General features: G+C 70.9%; 20 protein-coding genes and 1 tRNA gene. 12 read left to right on the top strand and 9 right to left on the bottom strand.

Annotated elements, in window-relative coordinates:
* Window positions 1-25: 25 nt before the first annotated feature.
* The 3 genes from ACK1X7_RS26960 to ACK1X7_RS26950 all read right to left on the bottom strand — a co-directional run bounded on the left by ACK1X7_RS26960 (window position 26) and on the right by ACK1X7_RS26950 (window position 5,371).
* Complete coding sequence (locus tag ACK1X7_RS26960; RefSeq protein ID WP_413115743.1) at window positions 26-1,450, bottom strand: amidase; 1,425 nt, start codon at window positions 1,448-1,450, stop codon at window positions 26-28.
* Window positions 1,451-1,615: 165 nt separating this feature from the next.
* Window positions 1,616-3,967: a terpene synthase family protein gene (locus ACK1X7_RS26955; protein WP_413115742.1), complete on the bottom strand. Its 2,352-nt coding sequence runs from the start codon at window positions 3,965-3,967 to the stop codon at window positions 1,616-1,618.
* Window positions 3,968-4,210: 243 nt separating this feature from the next.
* Window positions 4,211-5,371, bottom strand: a complete 1,161-nt coding sequence (locus ACK1X7_RS26950) for an acyltransferase family protein (protein WP_390793967.1) — start codon at window positions 5,369-5,371, stop codon at window positions 4,211-4,213.
* A 314-nt stretch (window positions 5,372-5,685) separates the two neighbouring features.
* Here ACK1X7_RS26950 and ACK1X7_RS26945 point away from each other — a divergent pair, with 314 nt between their 5' ends.
* On the top strand, window positions 5,686-6,141 hold the full coding sequence (locus ACK1X7_RS26945; protein WP_216348153.1) for a tellurite resistance TerB family protein: 456 nt from the start codon (window positions 5,686-5,688) through the stop codon (window positions 6,139-6,141).
* Window positions 6,142-6,216: 75 nt separating this feature from the next.
* Here ACK1X7_RS26945 and ACK1X7_RS26940 read toward each other — a convergent pair whose 3' ends face one another.
* Together ACK1X7_RS26940 and ACK1X7_RS26935 are read right to left on the bottom strand one after the other, a co-directional pair.
* Window positions 6,217-7,164 (bottom strand): M56 family metallopeptidase, encoded by a 948-nt coding sequence (locus ACK1X7_RS26940; RefSeq protein ID WP_385145174.1) that lies wholly within the window; start codon window positions 7,162-7,164, stop codon window positions 6,217-6,219.
* A 3-nt stretch (window positions 7,165-7,167) separates the two neighbouring features.
* Entirely contained in the window at window positions 7,168-7,581 is a 414-nt protein-coding gene (locus ACK1X7_RS26935; protein WP_216345591.1) for a BlaI/MecI/CopY family transcriptional regulator, read from the bottom strand.
* A gap of 188 nt (window positions 7,582-7,769) precedes the next feature.
* On the opposite strand from ACK1X7_RS26935, the gene ACK1X7_RS26930 reads away from it, so the two are divergent.
* Window positions 7,770-9,056 (top strand): cytochrome P450, encoded by a 1,287-nt coding sequence (locus ACK1X7_RS26930; RefSeq protein ID WP_413115741.1) that lies wholly within the window; start codon window positions 7,770-7,772, stop codon window positions 9,054-9,056.
* A 45-nt stretch (window positions 9,057-9,101) separates the two neighbouring features.
* Here the strand turns inward: ACK1X7_RS26930 and ACK1X7_RS26925 are convergent, their stop codons facing one another.
* On the bottom strand, window positions 9,102-10,724 hold the full coding sequence (locus ACK1X7_RS26925) for an SDR family oxidoreductase (RefSeq protein WP_413115740.1): 1,623 nt from the start codon (window positions 10,722-10,724) through the stop codon (window positions 9,102-9,104).
* A 351-nt stretch (window positions 10,725-11,075) separates the two neighbouring features.
* Here ACK1X7_RS26925 and ACK1X7_RS26920 point away from each other — a divergent pair, with 351 nt between their 5' ends.
* Window positions 11,076-11,375: a type II toxin-antitoxin system VapB family antitoxin gene (locus tag ACK1X7_RS26920; RefSeq protein ID WP_014061825.1), complete on the top strand. Its 300-nt coding sequence runs from the start codon at window positions 11,076-11,078 to the stop codon at window positions 11,373-11,375.
* 132 nt (window positions 11,376-11,507) lie between these two features.
* A complete protein-coding gene (locus ACK1X7_RS26915) occupies window positions 11,508-12,209 on the top strand; it encodes a LytR C-terminal domain-containing protein (protein WP_385145180.1) in 702 nt (233 codons plus the stop codon).
* 54 nt (window positions 12,210-12,263) lie between these two features.
* Here the strand turns inward: ACK1X7_RS26915 and upp are convergent, their stop codons facing one another.
* Window positions 12,264-12,899: a uracil phosphoribosyltransferase gene (upp, locus tag ACK1X7_RS26910; protein ID WP_413115739.1), complete on the bottom strand. Its 636-nt coding sequence runs from the start codon at window positions 12,897-12,899 to the stop codon at window positions 12,264-12,266.
* Window positions 12,900-13,087: 188 nt separating this feature from the next.
* Between upp and ACK1X7_RS26905 the strand changes: the two genes are divergently transcribed.
* From ACK1X7_RS26905 to ACK1X7_RS26890, 4 genes are all read left to right on the top strand, one after another.
* On the top strand, window positions 13,088-13,255 hold the full coding sequence (locus ACK1X7_RS26905) for a hypothetical protein (protein ID WP_361495206.1): 168 nt from the start codon (window positions 13,088-13,090) through the stop codon (window positions 13,253-13,255).
* Between the two features lie 181 nt (window positions 13,256-13,436).
* A complete protein-coding gene (locus tag ACK1X7_RS26900) occupies window positions 13,437-13,973 on the top strand; it encodes a hypothetical protein (RefSeq protein WP_185930066.1) in 537 nt (178 codons plus the stop codon).
* Between the two features lie 102 nt (window positions 13,974-14,075).
* Window positions 14,076-14,576 (top strand): tRNA adenosine(34) deaminase TadA, encoded by a 501-nt coding sequence (tadA, locus tag ACK1X7_RS26895; protein ID WP_059148221.1) that lies wholly within the window; start codon window positions 14,076-14,078, stop codon window positions 14,574-14,576.
* 79 nt (window positions 14,577-14,655) lie between these two features.
* Window positions 14,656-14,742: transfer RNA gene (locus tag ACK1X7_RS26890), tRNA-Ser, on the top strand.
* Between the two features lie 68 nt (window positions 14,743-14,810).
* On the opposite strand, the gene ACK1X7_RS26885 is transcribed toward ACK1X7_RS26890, so the two are convergent.
* Window positions 14,811-16,103 carry a DUF6777 domain-containing protein gene (locus tag ACK1X7_RS26885; RefSeq protein WP_413115738.1) on the bottom strand — a complete coding sequence of 431 codons (1,293 nt, stop codon included), beginning with the start codon at window positions 16,101-16,103 and terminating at the stop codon, window positions 14,811-14,813.
* 301 nt (window positions 16,104-16,404) lie between these two features.
* Here ACK1X7_RS26885 and ACK1X7_RS26880 point away from each other — a divergent pair, with 301 nt between their 5' ends.
* On the top strand, window positions 16,405-17,289 hold the full coding sequence (locus ACK1X7_RS26880) for a universal stress protein (RefSeq protein ID WP_390793973.1): 885 nt from the start codon (window positions 16,405-16,407) through the stop codon (window positions 17,287-17,289).
* A gap of 4 nt (window positions 17,290-17,293) precedes the next feature.
* On the opposite strand, the gene ACK1X7_RS26875 is transcribed toward ACK1X7_RS26880, so the two are convergent.
* Entirely contained in the window at window positions 17,294-18,319 is a 1,026-nt protein-coding gene (locus ACK1X7_RS26875) for a 6-phosphofructokinase (protein ID WP_385145188.1), read from the bottom strand.
* 243 nt (window positions 18,320-18,562) lie between these two features.
* On the opposite strand from ACK1X7_RS26875, the gene ACK1X7_RS26870 reads away from it, so the two are divergent.
* From ACK1X7_RS26870 to ACK1X7_RS26860, 3 genes are all read left to right on the top strand, one after another.
* Entirely contained in the window at window positions 18,563-18,727 is a 165-nt protein-coding gene (locus ACK1X7_RS26870; RefSeq protein ID WP_165449176.1) for a hypothetical protein, read from the top strand.
* A gap of 161 nt (window positions 18,728-18,888) precedes the next feature.
* Complete coding sequence (locus ACK1X7_RS26865; RefSeq protein ID WP_059147253.1) at window positions 18,889-19,722, top strand: RNA polymerase sigma factor SigF; 834 nt, start codon at window positions 18,889-18,891, stop codon at window positions 19,720-19,722.
* Window positions 19,723-19,910: 188 nt separating this feature from the next.
* Window positions 19,911-20,741 (top strand): RNA polymerase sigma factor SigF, encoded by an 831-nt coding sequence (locus tag ACK1X7_RS26860; protein WP_078642318.1) that lies wholly within the window; start codon window positions 19,911-19,913, stop codon window positions 20,739-20,741.
* Window positions 20,742-20,775: the final 34 nt, after the last annotated feature.

The raw sequence follows: 20,775 nt of genomic DNA, 5'->3' as shown, positions 1-20,775 counted from the left end.
CCGCCGCCCTCGTGCGCCCCCTTGGTCACCCGATGCCCGCCGGGCGCCGCCGCCAGTGCCCGGTGGCCTGCTCGAAGGCGTGGCCGACCTGGAGGACCGCGAAGTCCGCCCGGTGCGGTCCGACGATCTGCACCCCGACCGGAAGCCCGCCGTGCGTGAACCCGGCCGGTACGGACAGCGCCGGACTGCCGGTCGAGCTGATCAGATACGCCGAGCGCATCCAGTCCAGATAGTCGTCCATGGCCACCCCGGCGACCTCGGTCGGATACTCGATGCCGACGTCGAAGGGCAGCACCTGGCTCACCGGGAGCAGCAGCACGTCATAGCGGCCGAAGAACTCCCGGACGCGGTGGTAGAGCTGGGTGTGCAGCATCTCCGCGCGGGCGACGTCCGGCCCGCTGAGCTTGCGCCCTTCCTCGGTGTTCTCCCGGATGGTCTGCTTCAGACCGTCGGGGTGGCGGTCCATGAGCGTGCCGAAGGCGACCTCGAACATCGAGGCGCGCAGCGTACGGAAGACCTCCTCGGCCTCGGTCAGGTCCGGGCAGGCCCGCTCCACGACGCAGCCGAGGTCGTCGAAGACCTCCACCGCCGACTCGACCGCCGCGGCCACCTCGGGCTCGACCGGCACCAGGCCCCCGAGATCCGGCGACCAGCCCACCCGCAGCCCCGTCAGATCGCGGTCCAGGGGGCGGGCGAAGCGGGCGCCGGGCTCCTCCACGGCGATCGGCGACCGTGCGTCGGGTCCGGCGATGGCGGACAGCAGCAGGGCGGTGTCGGCCACGGTGCGGGCCATCGGCCCCTTGACGGCGAGGGTGCCCCAAGCGGTCGCCGCGGGCCAGCCGGGGACGCGTCCGGGCGACGGGCGCAGGCCCACGACATTGCAGAACGAGGCGGGGTTGCGCAGCGAACCGCCGGTGTCGCTGCCGTCCGCGATCGGGATCATGCCGGAGGCCAGCGCGGCCGCCGCGCCCCCGCTGCTGCCGCCCGCGCTGCGGCCCAGGTCGTACGGGTTGTGGGTGGCGCCGAAAATCGGGTTGAAGGTGTGCGAACCGGCCCCGAACTCGGGCACGTTGGTCTTGCCGATGGTGATCGCCCCGGCGGCCCGGATCCGTTCGATCAGCAGATCGTCCCGGTCGGGCACGCCGTCGGCGAGCGGTGAGCCATGGGTGGTGCGGATGCCCGCGGTGTTGTGGGTGTCCTTGTGGGCGATGGGCAACCCGTGCAGCGGCCCCAGCTCCTCGCCCGCCGCGATCCGCTCATCGGCCCGTTCGGCGGCCTCGCGGGCCCGGTCCGCGACGAGGGTGACGATCGCGTTGACGGCGGGGTTGACCCGTTCGATACGGGCCAGATGGGCCTCGAGCAGTTCGCGAGCGGACAGCTCGCGGGTGCGCAGCAGGCGGCCGAGGTCCAGCGCGGTCCTGAAGCAGAGGTCGTCATCCGTCGTCGTCACGGTCGCTCGCCTTCCCGTCGTCACGGTCGCTCCCCTTCCTTGCGGGGCCCTTCCTTACGGGGCCCGGGACAGCACCCCCATGGTTCGGGAAGCGGCCGGTCGAGGGAAGAGCCACCCGGACAAGGAAGCCAAGGGGACAAGGCGGGGCGGTCGGTTCCGAGATCCTTACGGACGTGCTCCGGCTGCCCCGGCGGGCACCGGAATCCGCGCGGCCGAGGTGCCGAGCCCGGTGGGCCCGTGCCACGGGGCCACCGGCCGCGCCCCCGATCCGGGCCCGGCCGCCACCGCTCCGGCCCCGGCCGCCACCGGCCGCCGCTGGGCGCGGAGCAGCTCCGCCTCCCGGTAGCGCGCGACCTCCCGGTGCCAGTTCATGATCCCGGTCATCCAGTGGCGCAGCTCCCGCACATAGCCGTCCATCGCCCTCCGGGCCTCCGGCGCCAGGCCGAAGTCGTCGTAGAGCACGGGGAACTCATGCTCCGCGACATGCTGGAACTGCCGCATCCGGGACGTCATCAGATCGTTCACGACGGCGACCCCGGTCGGATAGTCGCAGTCGAAGAAGTTCTGGACGACGAGAACGCCGTTGTGGACCTCGCCCTCGAACTCGATCTCCTTCTGGTACGAGAAGACGTCGTTCAGCAGTGTCGCGTAGTCCATGGCGGCGTTCTCCAGCGACCGGACCGGGCCGCTGCGGTAGACCTCGGGCGGCACCCGCCGTCCGCGCGCCAGTCGGCACAGGCTCATGGTGAGGGCGGAGCCGAAGGTGTGCCGGCGCATCTCGATGTAGTCGACCGGGTCGGGGATCCGGTTCTTGGTCTGGTTGGCCAGCTCCCACAGCCAACTGGCGGTCATGTCCTCGATGGACTGCCGCAGATCACGGCGCGCCGAGTCCTCCATCGGACCCGCCGTACGGGCCCACAGATCGGCCAGCGACCGCTCCAGCGCGGTCGCCGGGGCCGGGGTGGGGCCCGCGTCGAGCGGCATGAACTCCCCCAGCCGGGCGTTGCACGCCCAGGCGCCGGCCAGGTCGTGGGTGCGGCCGAAGACCACCGGATAGTAGTCGTCCGCGTAGGTGCCCCAGGTCAGCCAGCCCGACGCCAGGTCGAGCTCGTCCAGGGAGCCGTCCGGGTGGATGCCCGCCGCGCACAGCGGGAGATCGGCGGCGAGCAGCCGCTCCTCGTCCCAGACCACCTGCGGACCGGGGACGCCGGGCCGTGGTTCGAGCGGTTCGAGGATGCCCATCCGGTGTGCCCAGTCGGTCAGATGGCGGCGGGCGGCGGGCAGATGTGCGCTCAGCCGGAGGGGAAACGGCATGAAGAAGTCCGGCAGCAGGGACGGCCCGGTCTTCTGGAACGGGACATGGCTGAATGTGCGCGCCCTGGCCGCCTCCGCCCGGCCGGTGGTCAGCGGCAGGCTCGCCGCGGAGACACCGAGGCCGCTGAGCGCGAAGGGGGACCACGCCCCGGGTATGGCCGCCTGGCCGGTGTCGCTCGCCTCCTCGGCGCCGTGAGCGCCGCCCGCTTCGTTCGCGCCGTTCATATAGCGGCTGGAGCGCATATGCCACTCATGGCCGCCGGACTGCCAGTCCTGGAGCCCCTTGACGTAGGCGAGAACGCCCGCGCAGGCCACCGGGTCCAGGCCGTGCTCGGCGAAGAGCGGGCCGAGCTCGGTGAGCGCGGTGTCCTCGAACTGCCGCAGCCGTGAGGTGAGCAGGTCGTTGACGGAGTCGGCCGCCTCCTGGGTGGTGCAGCACAGGAACGTCTCCAGGACCAGGACGCCATTGCTGAGCTCGCCCTCGTCCTCGATCTCCCGCTGGTAGGAGAACAGGTCGTTGCGCAGATGCACCGCGTCCGCGAAGGCGTCGCGCAGCACCCGCATCGGCCGCGACCCGGCGATCACCGCCGGCACCTCGGCCCGCACCGCATGCTCGACCAGCCCGGCCGACCAGGGCGCGCCGCCGACCTTACGGCGCATCTCGATGTACTCGACCGGATTGGGGACCCGGTGGATGTTGATGTTCGAGAGCTCCCAGAGCGATTCGTTGAGCAGATTCTCGGTGCTCTCCCGGAACCGGGCCCGCCAGTCCGACGACATCGAGGGCACCGTCCGCGCCCATAGATCCGCGAGCCCCGCCTCGACCGGGTTGGTGGGCTCGGGGGTCCCGGCGGCCGGGTCCATCGGCATGAAGGCGGGCAGCCGGTCGAGATACGCCTTACCGGCTTCACGGTCCTGGGAGCGCTTGAACGTCTCCAGGAAGTGGTCGTCGAAGAAGAAGACCCACACATACCAGTCCGTGATCAGCGAGAGCTCCGCGCCGGAACAGTCGGGGTGGGTGTACGCGCACAGCAGGGCGTAGTCGTGGGCGTCGAGATCCTTCTGCTCCCAGATCCCCGAGCCCTCGAGCATTCCCATCGCGCGGGCCCACCGGGTGGAGTGCTCCCGCGCCGCCTGGGCATGGGGGCTCAGCCGGGCCGGATACGGCATATAGAACTCGGGGAGTCGAAAGGGCTGTGTCACTGCTGGGCCGGCACCTCTCCGTGCGACGGTGGTCCGTAGCCGTCCGGCTACGGATCGGGGTCGGCTACGGGTTACCCATGCCACTCCTGGCCTATCCAAAAGCCCCATTAGTCACACGAATGCGCTGCGCGACCGGTACCCTGCCCCGCTCACCGCACCGCTCACCACCCCCCGTGGCAAGGGCCGTTGGCCGGGTCACCACGGGGCACGGTGAGCGCCCCTGACGGGAGGCGGACGCCACGCCTAGCGGGAGGCGGACACCGTCGCCTTCCGGGCCCTTTCGGTGCTGCCGGGCCGGTCGGCGGCGGCCCCGCCGCCGGACCGCGCCGTCGGCCGGAAGGCCCATTCCATCCGCGGCTCCATCGCGAACCGGAACATCCGCTGGACGGGCGGTGTGCACAGGGCGGTCACCACGGCCACCGCCGCCGCCGTCACCGCGATCTCCCCCAGCGGCCGGTGCAGCCACGGGTGGTCGTACCAGTCCCAGAAGCGGGAGCCCTTGGCGAGGAAGCCGTGCAGCAGATAGCCGTACAGCGTCCCGGCGCCGAGCACCGTGAACCACATCCGGCGCCGGGGCACCCAGGCGAGGAAGCACACGGTGAGCACCATGGAGCAGCCGAAGAGGGCGAACGTCATCACCGGCCCGGCCCACCACGGCGCGCCGAGTTCCTGCGCGCTGTCCCGGCGGTAGAGCCACGCCGGGTTCATCCGCGGCACGGCCCAGTAGGCGAAGACCACCGCGGCGGCGGCCACCGGCACGGACAGCCGTCTGACCTCGCGTCGCCGCATCATCCGGAAGTGCTCCGGCCGCAGATGCAGCCCCAGCACGAAGAAGGGCAGGAACTGAAGCACCCGCTGGAGATCGAGGTCGTCACCGATATTCGGTGAACAGGCGGCGAACGCGGCGACGAGGAGAGCCAGCGCCACCGGCCACCGCGCGATCCGCCACAGCGGCGTGGTCAGCCGCCAGACGAAGAGCGCGATCAGGAACCAGGTCAGGTACCAGGGGTCGAGCAGGCTGATCGGATACGACGGATCGTCGCCCGCCCACCGCTTGAAGAAGGTGTACGCGACCTCGAAGAGGACGTACGGGACGGCGACCCCCGTGATCAGGCGCTTGACCCGGTCCGGCCGGAAGTCGAAACTCCGCGAGAAGTAGCCGGAGATGAGCACGAACGCCGGCATATGGAACGTGTAGACGGTCATATAGAGCGCGGACGCCGCTCTGCTGCCGCCCCGCAGGGGCTCCCACGCATGTCCCATCGCGACCAGCACGATCGCCAGGTACTTGGCGTTGTCGAAGAACGCGTCACGTTGTTTCGGCGCGGAGGACGAGGCCGGTGCCGCCTCGGGGGGCGGGGCCGTCGGTGCCGGCCGCGCGGGCAGTAAGGAGGAGACGTTCATCACATACGGCCTCCCGGGGAACCTGCGGGGGAAACCCCGCCTCTTACCAGGTTTCGGCGGAGGGTTGTGGAGTGGAACATTCCACGCACCATAGTGGCGCCCGCCGCGCCTCGCCCGAAAAGGCTCAGCTCTCGCGTACGACGGTTTACGCCCAGCCCAGCGCATCCTTCACCTCCTCGGCTTGGGAACTTCTTTACCCCTTCGGAAAGTTCAGAGAGCGATGAAAGGGGCCGATCCGCCCGGCCTTGACCGACCCCGCCTGCTAACTTCTACACAACTGTAGATGCTAACGACCCTATGGAGTGTGAGTGGCCATGGCCCTGTGGGACCGCATCAAGGAATCCGCCCAGACGATGCAGACTCAGCTCGTCGAGAAGAAGAACGACTTGAAGAGCGGCGCGTTCCGCGACGCGAGCATGGCGATGTGCGCCCTGGTGGCGGCGGCGGACGGCTCGGTCGAGCCGTCCGAGCGGCAGCGCGTCGCCCAGCTCATCGCCACCAATGACGTGCTACAGAACTTCCCGGCCGACGATCTTCAGCGGCGCTTCAACGACTACCTCAACAAGCTCACCGTCGACTTCGACTTCGGCAAGGTGAGCGTGATGCAGGAGGTCGCCAAGGCCAAGAAGAAGCCCGCCGAGGCGCGCGCCGTGATCCAGATCGGCATCGTCATCGGTGGCGCCGACGGCAACTTCGACAAGACCGAGCAGGCCATGGTCCGCGAGGCGTGCTACGCGCTGGACCTCCCGCCGGCCGAGTTCGACCTGTAAGGCGGCCCCGCACGCCGTAAGAGGGCGCGCACGCCATAGGGCCGCAGTCGTTAGCCGCAAGCCGTAAGGCGCGTCCTACAGCGGCGTCGCGGCGTGCAGGACGAGGACCAGGGCGACCGCCGCGTTCGCCGACGACAGGGCGGACGCGGCCGTGCCCACCGCCGCGATCCACAGGGCCAGCCCCGCCGCCGTCCACGTCGGCGGCCAGTGCCGGGACGGCGGCACCGGCCCCAGCAGCGCCGCGACCCGCCGCGGCACCGGCCCCGGCGCGGCGAACCCGGCGAGGGCCGGTCCCGGCGTGCCCTGGGAGACCAGGGCGGCCTTGCCGACCGCCCGTGCCATGACCCGGCGGTCGCCGACCTCCCGGGCCGCCTCCTCGTCCGCCCAGCGCTCGGCGCAGTAGTCCACCGCGGTCCGCAGCGGCCGCAGCAGCGGGTTGGCCCGCGCCGCGAGCTGTGCGGCCAGCAGATAGCGGTGGTGGTGGGCGGTCAGATGGGCGCGCTCATGCGCGATCAGGGCCCGTCGCTCATGGGGGCTGAGGCTGTCCAGCATCCCGGTGGAGACGACGATCCGGCCCGGTTTCCCGGTCCGCCCGGAGGTCCCGGGCAGCGCGTACGCGTACGCCTTCTCGTCGGGCAGCACCGCGACCGGTGACTCCGGCAGCCCGGCGAGCGCGAGCCGGGCGTCCCGCCGCACCCGTCCATGGCGCAGACAGGTGGCCGTGCAGGACACGGTCACCGCCCCCAGGGCGCCGATCGCGGCCTTACCGGCCACCGCGTCCCAGGGCACCGCCGCCCGTACTTCGGGGTCCGACCAACTGTCCGGCAGCGGATTGCCCGGCAGTTGTGCCGTACCGACGACCATCAGCAGCCCCAGGCACAGCGTGGAGCACACCGTAAGGACGGTGCCGACGAGCGTCAGCAGCCGGGTGGCGGTGCGCGGATGGAGATGCTGCTCGGCGAGCCGGGCGATCGGCAGCGCCGTCAAGGGCAGAACCAGCGGGAGGAAGACGAAGACACCCATCGGTCAGTCCTCCGGCTCCTCCGCCACATCGGTCAGCAGGTCGCGCAGCAGCCGCTCGTCGTCCTGGGTCAGCCCGGTCACAAAGCTGGCCAGAACCGCCTCACGGTCGTCCTGGCCGTCCAGCACCCGGCGCATCCGCAGCGCCGCGAGCCCCGCCTCGTCCGACGCCGCCCGCCAGACGAAGGAGCGGCCCGCGCGTTCACGGGTCACGGCCTGCTTGGCGTGCAGCCGGGACAGGATGGTCATGACCGTGGTGTAGGCGAGCTCGCCCTCGATCCGCTCCTGCACCCATGCGGCGGTCACCGGCCCCGGCGCCCGGCGCAGCGCCGCGAGCACATGCGCCTCCAGTTCGCCCTGGCCACGCCGACGGGGGCGGCGGGGCCAGCCCGGCCCGCCGGTCCGGTCGTGGTCCGTCACACCGTCTCCTTCCACACCGCACGCGCCCGGCGCGTGGCGCTACATGGTAGCGAGCGACGCGCCGCCGCCCCTCCTCCCCCGGGCCCCGGTCGTGCGTTCGCCCCTTTGGCCGGGCTGTACGCGCGGGCCCGGGCCGCCTCACCGATGCTGAGCAGGGGGACGACCCCGACGAAGGAACTCACTCAGCCATGACGCAGACGCAGGGCTCACTCGCGCGGCAGATCACCGACTACGCCCATCGTGCCGACCCGTACCCGATCTACGCAGAGCTGCGCAAGACGCCCGTGGTGCACGACGAGGAGGGCCCGTACATCGTCTCCACCTACTGGGAGATCCACGGTCTGCTGCACGACCCCCGGCTCAGCTCCGAGGCGCGCAATCTGGATCCCGAGGCCGCCCCGGAGCTGGTCGAGGAGGACGACCCGGGGCTGCCGCCCAGCTTCCTGCGGCTGGACCCGCCCGAGCACGACCGGCTGCGCCGGCTCGCGATGGCGCCCTTCGGCCCGCCGCACACCCCGCGCCGGCTCCACGCCATGCGCGGCGAACTCACCCGTATCGTCGGCGAGCTGATCGACGGCTTCGAGGGCCGGGACCGGATCGATCTCGTCGACCACTTCTCCTACCCCTTCCCGGTGACCGTGATCTGCCGGCTGCTCGGGGTGCCGCGGGAGGACGAGCCGCGCTTCCACTCCTGGGCCGAGACCCTCGCCGCCAGTCTGGACCCCGACCCGGACGCGGACGCCGCCGAGCGGCGCCGGATCACCCGGCAGGCCCGTACCGAACTGGCGATGTATCTGTCCGAGCTGATGGAGGAGCGCCGCCGCGCACCCCGCGACGACATGCTCTCCGCCCTGGTCAGCGGGCAGGGCCCGGAGGAGCGGATGAGCCGGGTGGAACTGCTGAGCACCGCGGCGCTGCTGCTGGTGGCGGGGCATGAGACCACCGTCAACCTCATCACCAACGGAATGCTGACCCTGCTGCGCAACCCCGATGTGCTCGCCCGGCTGCGCAAGGCTCCCCATCTGGTCGTCCCGCTGGTGGAGGAGCTGCTGCGGTTCGATCCGCCGGTGCAGATGCTGCCCCAGCGCACCCCGCTCTCGGAGATCGACATCGCGGGCGTGACCATCCCCGAGGGGGCGTCCGTCTGGCTGCTGCTGGCCTCGGGCAACCGCGATCCGCAGCGCTTCCTCGACCCCGACCGGTTCGATCCGCGGCGCAGGGACAACCAGCACCTCGGCTTCGGCAGCGGTATCCACAGTTGTTTCGGCGCCCCGCTGGCCCGGCTGGAGGCGCAGATCGCGCTGACCGAGCTGGCCCGGCGGCTGGATGAGCCCCGGCTGCTGGAGGACCCGCCGACCTACCGGCGCAACGCGGTGCTGCGCGGGCCCCGGCATCTGCCGATCGCCCTGGAGGGACTGCGGCCCAAGGCATCCCCGAACGGGTCCTCGAACAGGCCCTCGAACGGTTCTCGGTGACGGCGGGGCTCAGCGGCCCGGGACCGGCCGGGCCGACGGCGGGGCTCAGGACCGCGAGCGGGACGCGGGCGAACTCGTCCCGGCCGCGTCCGTCCCGCCCGTGTCCGTCCCGGCCACGTCCTTCTCGGCCCGGGCGGCGATGTTGCGGGCCATCCCGCCGAAGACGAGGGCGTGGAACGGCGCGACCGACCACCAGTAGAGGTGTCCGGCGAGGCCGCGCGGATGGAACAGCGCCCGCTGCCGGTACACCGTCCGGCCTCGCGCGTCCCGGCCGACCGTCATCTCCAGCCAGGCCAGGCCCGGCAGCCGCATCTCGGCCCGCAGCCGCAGCAACCGGGGCGGCAGGACCTCCTCCACCCGCCAGAAGTCGAGGCTGTCCCCCACTCTGAGGTGCGCCGCGTCCCGGCGGCCCCGGCGCAGTCCGACGCCGCCCACCAGGGTGTCGATCCAGCCGCGCAGCGCCCAGGCGAGCGGCATCGAGTACCACCCGTTCTCCCCGCCGATCCCCTCCACCACCCGCCAGACGTCCTCCGGCGAGGCGTCCACCGCGCGTACGCGGCGGTCCTGGTAGAGGCTGCCGCCCGCCCAGTCGGGGTCGGTGGGCAGCGGATCGCTCGACGCGCCGGGGGTGGCGGCGGAGGACCAGCGGGTGGCCACCTTCGCGTCGCGGACCCGCCGCAGGGCCAGCTCCAGCGCCCGGTCCACGCCGAGCGGCCCGCCCGGCGGATCCGGCACATAGCGGACGATGCCCCGTTCGGCGCACACCACTTCATGGCGCAGCGACTCCACCAGCGGGCGGGCGATGGCACCGGGTACGGGGGTGACCAGGCCGACCCACAGGCTGGACAGCCTGGGGGTGAGCACCGGCACCGGGGCGACCAGACGCCGCCGCAGCCCGGTCACCGCCGCGTACCGCCGCATCATGTCCAGGTAGGTGAGGACGTCGGGGCCGCCGATGTCGAAGGTCCGGTGCACCTCGTCCGGCAGCGTGGCGCAGCCCACCAGCAGCCGCAGCACATCGCGGACGGCGATCGGCTGGGTGCGGGTGTGCACCCAGCGGGGCGTCACCATCACCGGCAGCCGCTCGGTGAGATAGCGCAGCATCTCGAACGAGGCCGAGCCGGAGCCGACGATCACCCCGGCCCGCAGAACGGCCGTCGGTACCCCGGAGTCCAGCAGCACCCGGCCCACCTCGGCCCGGGAGCGCAGATGGGGCGAGAGCGTGTGCTCGGGGACCCCGCGCGGGGTCAGCCCGCCGAGATAGACGATCCGGCGCACCCCCGCGGCCCGGGCCCGGCCGCCGAAGATCCGGGCGGCGCGGCGGTCGGTCTCCTCGAAGCCGGGTCCGGTGCCCAGCGCGTGGACCAGGTAGTACGCGACGTCCACGCCCGCCATGGCGGCGCCGATGGACTCCCCGTCGGTCACATCGGCGCGTACGGTCTCCACCCGCCCCGCCCAGGGGTGGTCGCGCAGCTTCTCGGGCGAGCGGGCCACGCAGCGCACCTGATGCCCCGCGGCCAGCAGCTCGGGCACCAGCCTGCCGCCGATATAGCCGGTGGCCCCGGTGACCAGACAGCGGCGCTGCTCCGGCGCGCGCTCCGGCGCGCCGTCCACCGCTCGATCCGGCTCCGGCGGACGCCCGGGAACAGGACGCTCGGGAACAGCCATGAGGCCATGGTGCGCGGGCAGCACAAAACCTGCGAGGTGGGCTCCCTTCGGCGGCATTGTCCGTATCAGGTAGTGGAGGTCGCTCTCCGGTCTCCCCGACCTTCGAGCCTCTCAGCCCGGCCATCTAGGAAAACGCTCCGGGGGACTTACGTCCTCTGTCCTGAGCGCCTCTCCGGTCGAGCTCCCTCGCTCGCCCCGCAGGCTGTTATTCACGTTACTCCGGCGCCCTTTGAGCGCCTAGCCCCTTTTGAGTATTTTTTCCGTTTTTTCGAGCCCGGCGGAGATCGGTCCCGGCCCGGCACTCGGGCGCCTTGGCTGCGCCGGGAGCGGCTTGCCCGGTAGGCTTTCCGTGTGATCTTCAAGCGCATCGGAAACGGTCGGCCCTATCCCGACCACGGACGGGAAAGCACCCGCCAGTGGGCGGATGTCGCCCCACGTCCGGTACGTCTTGACCAGTTGGTCACGACGAAGCAGCAGCTCGACCTGGAGACGCTGCTCGCGGAGGACTCGACGTTCTACGGGGACCTCTTCGCCCATGTCGTGAAATGGCAGGGCGACCTCTATCTGGAAGACGGGCTGCACCGGGCGGTGCGCGCCGCGCTCCAGCAGCGCCAGGTGCTGCACGCACGGGTCCTGGAGCTCGAGGGCTGACCGCGCCCGCACCCCCGGTGACCGATCGCCGCTGATCGACTTCCGATCTCTGTTGACCCTTTCGGGTTGGTCTGAGCACCAACCATTGATCATTTAGTAGGCATCGCCACCTGGCCGCACTACGCTGCGCTCATGAGCATGCTGACCCCTCCCGGCATGGGCGGAAAGTACCGCATTACGGGCGATCGCTACCCGCGGATGAGCCGACCCCGGAGCCGCCGGCGGCTGATCTTCGCCGGGTTCGGCTCGGTCCTGACGCTCGGCCTGGTCGGCTGGGGAACACTTCAGCTCATCGACGTCTTCTCCGGCGACGGCGACGGCCAGACGGTCCGCGCGGCGCACGGCACCGGGGACTGCGAGCGCGGCGACAAGCGCCCCGACGAGAAGGCGAAGTCCGGCCGGTCCGACAGCGGCCAGAGCGGACAGGGCGGCCGGCAGGGCCGTACCGGCGGCAAACTGCCGAAGCCCTCCCAGATCACGGTCAACGTCTACAACGCGACCACGCGCTCCGGCCTCGCCAAGGACACCGCGAAGGAGCTGGAGAAGCGCGGCTTCAAGATCGGGAAAGTGGGCAACGCCCCGGAGCAGTACGACAAGAAGGTCAAGAACGCCGGGATGCTGCTCGGCGCCCCTGGCGCCGGCGACGGGGCCTTCAATGTGCTCGGCACTCAGCTCAGCGGCGCCCGGACCAAGAACGACGCGCGCAACGGCAAGGACATCGACCTGATCATCGGCAACAGTTTCAAGGACCTGGTCAAGCAGAAGGACGCCGACAAGGCGCTGGCCGCCCTGGCCAAGCCCTCGCCCGCGCCCTCCGGATCGCCCTGCCGCTGACCCGGCGCCGACCGCTCGCGTGCGAGCACCCCGGGCCGCTGCTTCCAGCAGGGCTCAGTCGGCGCTCCCGTACATCCGGTCACCCGCGTCGCCGAGCCCGGGCACGATGTACCCCTGCTCGTTGAGCCGCTCGTCGATGGACGAGGTCACCACCGTCACCGGTGCGCCCGCCAGCTCGCGCTCCATCAGCTCGACACCCTGCGGCGCCGCCAGCAGACACAGCGCGGTCACATCGTCGGCGCCCCGCGATATCAGCTCCCTGATCGCCGCGACCAGCGTCCCGCCGGTGGCGAGCATCGGGTCCAGGACGTAGACCTGACGGCCGGAGAGGTCCTCGGGCATCCGCGTGGCGTAGGTGGACGCCTGGAGCGTCTCCTCGTCACGGATCATGCCCAGGAAGCCGACCTCCGCGGTGGGCAGCAGCCGCACCATGCCGTCCAGCATCCCGAGACCGGCCCGCAGGATCGGCACGACCATCGGGCGCGGATGGGACAGCCGCACTCCGGTCGTGGCCGTCACCGGGGTCTGGATGTCGACCTGCTCGGTGCGCACATCGCGCGTGGCCTCGTACGCGAGCAGGGTCACCAGCTCGTCGGCGAGCCGCCGGAAGGTGGGGGAGTCGGTGCGCTTGTCGCGCAGCGTGGTGAGTTTGTGCGCCACCAGCGGGTGGTCGACGACGTGGATCCGCATGGCAACGACATTAACCGAGCCTCCGGAGCCCGGCTGCCGCCGGTGACCCCGTCCGCCCCCTCCGCGCGCCTCCCTCGCGCTCAACCGTCTGCCGCCGCACTGGAATCAAACCGCCGTTTCGGGGGAAAGTGGGCAGCAGCGCCCGGGGTGCCCCCGGGCGACACCTCGGCCCCGAGGAGTGATTGACCATGGCCGACGCGACCGCGAAGGAAACCTCCGCGGAACGCCGCCGCCGTCGCGACCGCTTCCTGCGCGCGCTGAACGAGGCCAGAGCGGTGCGGAACCGGGTGCGTCCCCGCCAGGCCCGCGAGGCCAGGATGCGCCGGGCGATACACATGCGGACCTTTTCCTGGTGAGTCCTGGTGGGCTTCCGCCGAACCGCCGGAGGGGGTTTCCGCGCGTTTCGATTCCGTCCGCGTGAGCCACATCTCTTTGGACTGGTGCACGACGCAGCGTGGAAGACCTCTCGCGACGCGACGGTTTCTGCCACGATTCCGATTGGGGCGGGACACTGTCCCGCCCGCCCCCGGCACGCCTATGACCAGTGGGAGAGTCACGGTGTACTTCGCCGCATTGCTCGCGCGCACCGCAGAAGGGTGGGAAGCGAGCGACACAGAGCTCGATGACGTGGAAACCCTGACGGATCTGATCGAACTGGCCCGTCTGGCCTCCAAGGACGACGACACGGTTTTGGCCTTCATCGAGCACGAAGACGCGTGGTTCGGCGTCGTCCGTGTGGACGGCGAGGACGACCCGCACATCTATGTATCGGACGCGGCAGCCGCCGCCCGCACCTCGTACGGCTCGATGCTCACCGACGAGCTGCTCGGCCGGGACCCCGACGACGATCTGGACAGCCTGGTCGACCTGGACGGCACCGAGGACGGCGAGCCGGACCGGGACGACGAGGACGCGGACGACGCCCCGGTCCCGCTCGGCCCGCTCGGCGACGCCGACATCCTGGCCGACTACGGCATGGACGAGAAGGAGCTGAAGTCCCTCGACGGGGACGCCCTCGAATCGATCGCCGAGATGCTGGGTTGCAGCATGGAGGGGCTGGAGGCGGTGCGCTGACCGCCGCAGCCATGCCACCCACCCCGTCACCACACTGATCCAAGTGATCAATACGAATCGCGAACCGAACCGATCCGCACGAAACCGATCCACACTGACGTCATGACCGATCCGCTGACCGGCCTCCTGCCCGGCCCCGAACCCGACCCCCTGCGCGATCCCTGGCGCGCCCCGATGCGCCTGGCGCTGGAGGAGGCGGTACGGGCACCCGAGACGGGAGATGTGCCGGTCGGCGCCGTCGTGCTGGGCCCGGACGGCTCGGTACTCGGCCGCGGCCGCAACGAGCGCGAGGCCCACGGCGACCCCACGGCCCACGCCGAGGTCCTCGCCCTCCGAGCCGCCGCCCACCACCTCGGCGGCTGGCGGCTGACCGGCTGCACCCTGGTGGTCACCCTGGAGCCGTGCACGATGTGCGCCGGCGCGATCGTCCTGTCCCGCCTGGACCGGCTGGTCTACGGCGCCGTGGACGAGAAGGCGGGCGCGGTCGGCTCCCTTTGGGACGTCGTCCGCGACCGCCGCCTCAACCACCGTCCCGAGGTCATCGCGGGCGTCCTGGCGGAGGCGTGCGCGGCCCCCCTGACCACCTTCTTCCGCAAGTCCTGACCCCTGCGCCCGGGTCCGTCCCGGCTCCGTCCCGGAACCGATTTCGGTTCCCGGCCACCCGTCCGCTAGGCTCTCCCTCGGTAGCGTGTCCGAGCGGCCGAAGGAGCGCGCCTCGAAAGCGCGTGAGGGGGCAACTCCTCCGTGGGTTCAAATCCCACCGCTACCGCCGCGAAGAACGTAGGGCCCGGTTCGATGAACCGGGCCCTACGTGTGTCCGGAGGTCGTCCCATCCCGTCAGGGGCCGGACGGGGGCGGTTGCTGCTGGTTGGGGTCGGGCTGCTGCTGCGGCTGGTCCTGCGGGGGCTGGTTGGGCGGCGGTTGGTTCGGCGGGGGCTGGTTCGGGGGCGGCTGATTGGGCGGGGGCTGGTTCGGCGGGGGCTGCGGCTGCTGCTGCTGGCCCGGATCCGTGGGCTGGTCCTGGGGCTGCTGCTGGCCCGGATCGGAGGGCTGGTCCTGCGGCTGCTGCTGACCCGGATCGGACGGCTGATCCTGCGGCTGCTGCTGACCCGGGTCCGTGGGCTGGTCCTGCGGCTGCTGGCCCGGGTCCGTGGGCTGGTCGGAGGACTGGTCGGAGGGCTGCGACTGCTGCGAGGGGGGCCCGGACGGGCGGTCGGTCTCCAGCGGGGTGAACCGGTCGGACGGCTTCAGGCTGACCTTCGGTGCCTCCCGCAGCCGCGGGGCGTGCTGCTCGCCCGGCATCGCCAGGGTGGACGGGTAGTCGGCCCGTGCCAGCACGGTGTCGCGCGGGTTCCCGCTGCCGTCACCGTCGCCGAGCGGACGCTTCAGCAGCCCGGTTTTGCCGGTCTCCACCAGGACGAGGTGCTTGAGGTTCTTCGTGGCCGGCCGGATGACGGTCACCGTGGTCCGGGAGAAGCCGTTCCACTGGGGCCCGGTGAAGGTCGGCTTGGCGTTGTGCGGCGGGGCCGAGACCCTTACGGGATTTCCGGAGTCGCACTTCACGACGGGCGCGCCGTGCTCATCGACGAAAACCGCCGTTCCGGCCTGGAGGACGGCGGAGACCGGCTTCACCCCGCCGCGGTAGCCGTAGGTCTTGGCATAGGTGTCGGAGCGCAGGGTGACGCTCGTGAGCCGCTGGACGAAGCCGGTGATGTCGTCCTGGCCGATGTGCTGGACCCGGCTCCAGGCGGCCCCCCTCTTCTTGTCCGCGTCGAGGTCATGGGTCAGTCCCTGCCGGTCGCAGGGCTGCCGGTTCCGGACACCGGCGTAGAGACCGGGGGTGTCGCCGCGGAAGGCCCGGCCTCCGTTGGACGGCGAGACCACGTTTTTGCGGTCATGGCCGAAGGAGGAGGTGAACGCGGGGACCGAGGTCTTTCCGACGGGTTCGCGCCGGTATTCGACCGTCGAGGCGAATCGGGGGGCTTCCCCGGAAGCCTTTCTGGAAGCTTTCCCGGATGCCTTTTCGGAGGAGGAGACCATCCCAAGGACCACCACGACGGCCACCACGACGACAAAACCGACGAAGAGTGCTGAGCGACGTGAGGTGAGGTGCCATGAGATCGAGCGCATTTCCCTCTCCTTCCCTTACCTCGCCCCCCATCCTGCGCTCGCCCCGCACACCCCCGCTTCCCCCGAAACCCTGACATCTCACCCCACCTTTGGGGGACTTGGCCCGTGTTTGCCCGCCGCCGCTCGCAGAACCGCCCCCGGTCCGGTGGCCCGGACCGGGGGCGGTCACTACCCCTCGCGGTCTGTGTGCGGCGCCCTCTCCGACCATGTCGGATGTTCGCCGCGTATCTAGACTAAACGGACCTGCTCCAGTTGGCAGGGGAACGGACCGGAGAACGGACGGCGGCCGAGGAGGACCCGGATGAGCGGCGCTGTCGTGGCGGGGGTCGACGGATCGCGGTGCAGCCTTACGGCGGTCGAGTGGGCCGCGCGGGAGGCGGCGCGGCGCGGGCGCGTGCTGCGGCTGGTGCACGCCAGTCCGCCGCTGCCGCGCAGGGTCTCGCCGGTGCCCGGGGCGGACGCCTGGAGTTACGTGGGCGAGCAGATGCTGGGGCAGACGGTGGCCGACTTCCGGGCGCGCGATCCGGACCTCGAGATCGACGGGGAGCACACCGCCGCCGAACCGGCCGAGGCGCTGCTGGCGGCCGCCGCGGGCGCCGGACTGCTGGTGGTCGGGGCCCGGGGCTGGGGAGGCTTCGACGGGCTGGCGGTGGGCTCCGTGGCGCTGCGGGTCGCGGCGATGGCCCAGTGCCCGGTCGTCACGGTCCCGGAGGCGCGGCGTACGGGCGGTGGATGGGACGGTGCGCAGACGGACGAGGTGCAGCTCGGTTTCGACGCGCATGCCCCGGCACAGGCGCCGGCCGACTTCGCGTTCCGCGCCGCCCAGGAGCGGGGCGTGCCGCTGCGGGTCGTGCATGCGTGGGCGCTGCCCCCGGCCTCCCCGTCGGCCTGGATGCTCACGGTGCTGGAGGAGGACCGCGCGATGTGGGAGGACCAGGAGAGCCAGGTGGTCTCCGACGCCCTGCGGCCATGGCGGGAGCGATATCCGGAGGTCACGGTGGTGCCGGACGTCATTCTGCTCAATCCGGCGGAGACACTGGTGAGGGCCTCGGAGCGGGCCGGGCTGCTGGTGATCGGGCGCCGTGCGGCCATCCGGCCGACCGAGCTGCGGCTGGGGCCGGTCGCCCATCCCGTACTGCACCACGCCCACTGCCCGGTGGCGGTCGTACCGCATCCCGCGCTCTGAGCGCTCAGCCGAAGAACACCCCGAATTCGGAGTAGAGCGCGGGGTCGACGGTCTTGGTGCCCGCCGTGGCCTCCGCGAGCGGTATGCGCACGATGTCCGTGCCGCGCAGCGCCACCATCGTGCCGAAGTCCTGGTCCTTGACGGTGTCGATCGCGCGCAGCCCGAAGCGGGTGGCCAGCCAGCGGTCGAAGGCGCTGGGCGTCCCGCCGCGCTGGATATGGCCCAGGACCGTGGTGCGGGCCTCCTTGCCGGTGCGGTCGGCGATCTCATGGGCCAGCCACTCGCCGATACCGGACAGCCGGACATGGCCGAACTCGTCCAGGCTGGAGTCCTTGACCACCATCTGCCCCTTCTTCGGGACGGCCCCCTCCGCCACCACCACGATCGGTGCGTACCTGATCTTGAAGCGGTTCTCCACCCAGGCGCAGACCTGGCCGATGTCGAAGGGCTGCTCGGGGATGAGGATGACATTGGCCCCGCCCGCGATGCCCGAGTGCAGCGCGATCCAGCCGGCGTGCCGCCCCATCACCTCGACCACCAGGGCGCGGGTGTGGGATTCGGCGGTGGTGTGCAGCCGGTCGATCGCCTCGGTGGCGATATTGACGGCGGTGTCGAAGCCGAAGGTGTAGTCGGTGCCGGCCACGTCGTTGTCGATCGTCTTGGGCACTCCGACCACCCGGATGCCCTCGCCGCCCAGTGCCGCGGCGACTCCGAGCGTGTCCTCGCCGCCGATCGCGATGAGCGCGTCCACCTCGTACTCGGCGAGGGTCTCCCGCACTCGGACGACGCCGTCCTCGCCGGCCAGGGGGTTGGTCCGGGAGGAGCCGAGGATGGTGCCGCCGCGCGGCAGGATGCCGCGCACGGCCGGGACGTCCAGCGGCACGATGGCTCCTTCGAGCACGCCGCGCCAGCCGTCCCGCACGCCGACGAACTCGAAGCCGTGGACCTCCACGCCCTTGCGGACGATGCCGCGGATCGCGGCGTTGAGCCCGGGGCAGTCACCGCCGCCGGTCAGCACACCGACACGCATCTCCGCTCCCTCCGCCGACGCCCCGAGCCGCGGCGGGCGCTCCGTCCGCCGCCGCTCCTTCTGCCACCACTCGTGCTCACCCGCCCCTTCTCCAGAATCCACCCATTTGTAGCGCGGCGCCCACACCGGCGAAGGACCGTTTCCACAACATCAGTGTGTTCATCCGACTGATACGACTGATGCGCCAGAGGTGTGGATAGACTCTCGCGACTGCACAAGGGCACAGCGGGAGAGGCAGCACAGATGGCCCAGGCGAAGAAAATCGTGCTCTATATGCTGATCGTCTTCGTGCTGTACACGATCATCAAGACGCCGGCCAGGGCGGCCGACCTCGTCCAGGTCGGCTTCGAGGGCATATCGGACGCCGCCACGAGCGTCGGCGAGTTCATGACGGAACTGACCAAATAGCCTCGGCCCACCCCGCCCTCACCTCTCGAACTGCCACCCCATTCGGCCCCTTATTGGGCGATTCCTCCACCAACACGTGGTAAAGCGGTGCTTGCACACAGTGCACATGTCTTGTGATGCTATGACCGCTTTTGCCGGGTGAGTAACCGTGAAGGGGTGGCGTGACCGTGTCGGCCCGTACCGCGCCCAGAACCCCGCCCCAGGGCGATGGCGGCAGCGAAAGCGGCAGAAGCCGCGGGGCTGACGCCAGAGCGCTCACCCAGGTGCTCTTCGCCGAGCTCTCGGGCCTCACCCCCGGAACCCCCGAGCACACCCGTGTGCGCGCCGCGCTGATCGAGGCCAATCTGCCGCTGGTCCGCTACGCCGCGGCCCGCTTCCGCAGCCGCAACGAGCCCATGGAGGACGTGATCCAGGTCGGCACCATCGGCCTGATCAACGCGATCGACCGGTTCGACCCGGACCGCGGGGTGCAGTTCCCGACGTTCGCCATGCCGACCGTCGTCGGCGAGATCAAGCGCTACTTCCGCGACAACGTCCGCACCGTCCATGTGCCTCGTCGGCTGCATGAGCTGTGGGTGCAGGTCAACGGCGCGACCGAGGACCTGACCGTGCTGCACGGCCGCTCCCCGACGACGGCCGAGATCGCCGAACGGCTCAAGCTCAGCGAGGAGGAGGTGCTCGCCTGCATCGAGGCGGGCCGCTCCTATCACGCCACTTCCCTGGAGGCCGCCCAGGAGGGCGACGGACTGCCCGGGCTGGTCGACCGGCTCGGCTACGAGGATCCGGCGCTCGCCGGAGTCGAGCACCGCGATCTGGTGCGCCATCTGCTCGTACAACTGCCCGAGCGCGAGCAGCGTATCCTTTTGCTGCGTTACTACAGCAATCTGACGCAATCTCAGATCAGCGCCGAGCTCGGCGTCTCGCAGATGCATGTGTCCCGGCTGCTCTCCCGCAGCTTCGCGAGGCTGAGGTCCGCAAATCGGATCGAGTCCTGATCCTTGCGAGGGACCTGCGCCCCGGCACCTCAAGGCTGTAATGTCGACTTGGCGCTACAGCGTGTTGCCGACATGTGACATTCTGCTGGAGCCGCGTTTGACGGGGCCCGACCTCCGGTATTGAGGGGGAGGCTGCGTCGGACGCGAACCGCGCAGCCGGGATCCGTCCGCGACCTCTAGGGGGTGGCATGTCCGTAGAACTGGGCAGCTCGAAGGTGCTCAACAACGATGCACCGCTCATGCCTGACGACTGCGACGCCATCGACACCCGCACCCTCTCCCGCTCCCTCTTCCTGCGGCTCGCCACACTCGACAAGGACAGTGCGGAGGCCGGCTACGTCCGTGACACCCTCATCGAGCTGAACCTCCCGCTCGTCCGCTACGCGGCGGCCCGGTTCCGCAGCCGTAACGAGCCGATGGAGGACATCGTCCAGGTCGGCACCATCGGCCTGATCAAGGCGATCGACCGCTTCGACTGCGAACGGGGCGTGGAGTTCCCGACGTTCGCCATGCCGACCGTCGTGGGCGAGATCAAGCGGTTCTTCCGCGACACGAGCTGGTCGGTGCGGGTCCCGCGGCGGCTCCAGGAGCTGCGGCTGGCGCTCACCAAGGCCAGTGACGAGCTGTCACAGAAGCTCGACCGCTCCCCGACCGTCCCCGAGCTCGCCACGGCGCTGGGCGTCTCGGAGGAGGACGTGGTCGACGGGCTCGCGGTGGGCAATGCCTACACGGCCAGCTCGCTGGACTCCCCGTCCCCCGAGGACGACGGCGGCGAGGGGTCGCTCGCCGACCGGCTGGGGTACGAGGACAGCGCACTGGAGGGCGTGGAGTACCGCGAGTCGCTCAAGCCCCTGCTGGCCAAACTGCCGCCGCGTGAGCGCCAGATCATCATGCTGCGCTTCTTCGCCAATATGACGCAGTCGCAAATCGGCGAAGAGGTCGGGATCTCCCAGATGCATGTCTCCCGGCTCCTCACCCGGACTCTGGCCCAGCTTCGCGAGGGCCTGATCTCGGACTGAGCAGGACCGGCCGGCCGCCCTGTCGGATCCCTGT

Origin of the sequence: Streptomyces sp. CY-1 (assembly GCF_047218265.1) — a bacterium.
GTDB lineage: Bacteria > Actinomycetota > Actinomycetes > Streptomycetales > Streptomycetaceae > Streptomyces > Streptomyces niphimycinicus.
Note: the sequence above shows the minus strand (reverse complement) of the source record. Positions and strands in the feature narration are given on the sequence as shown.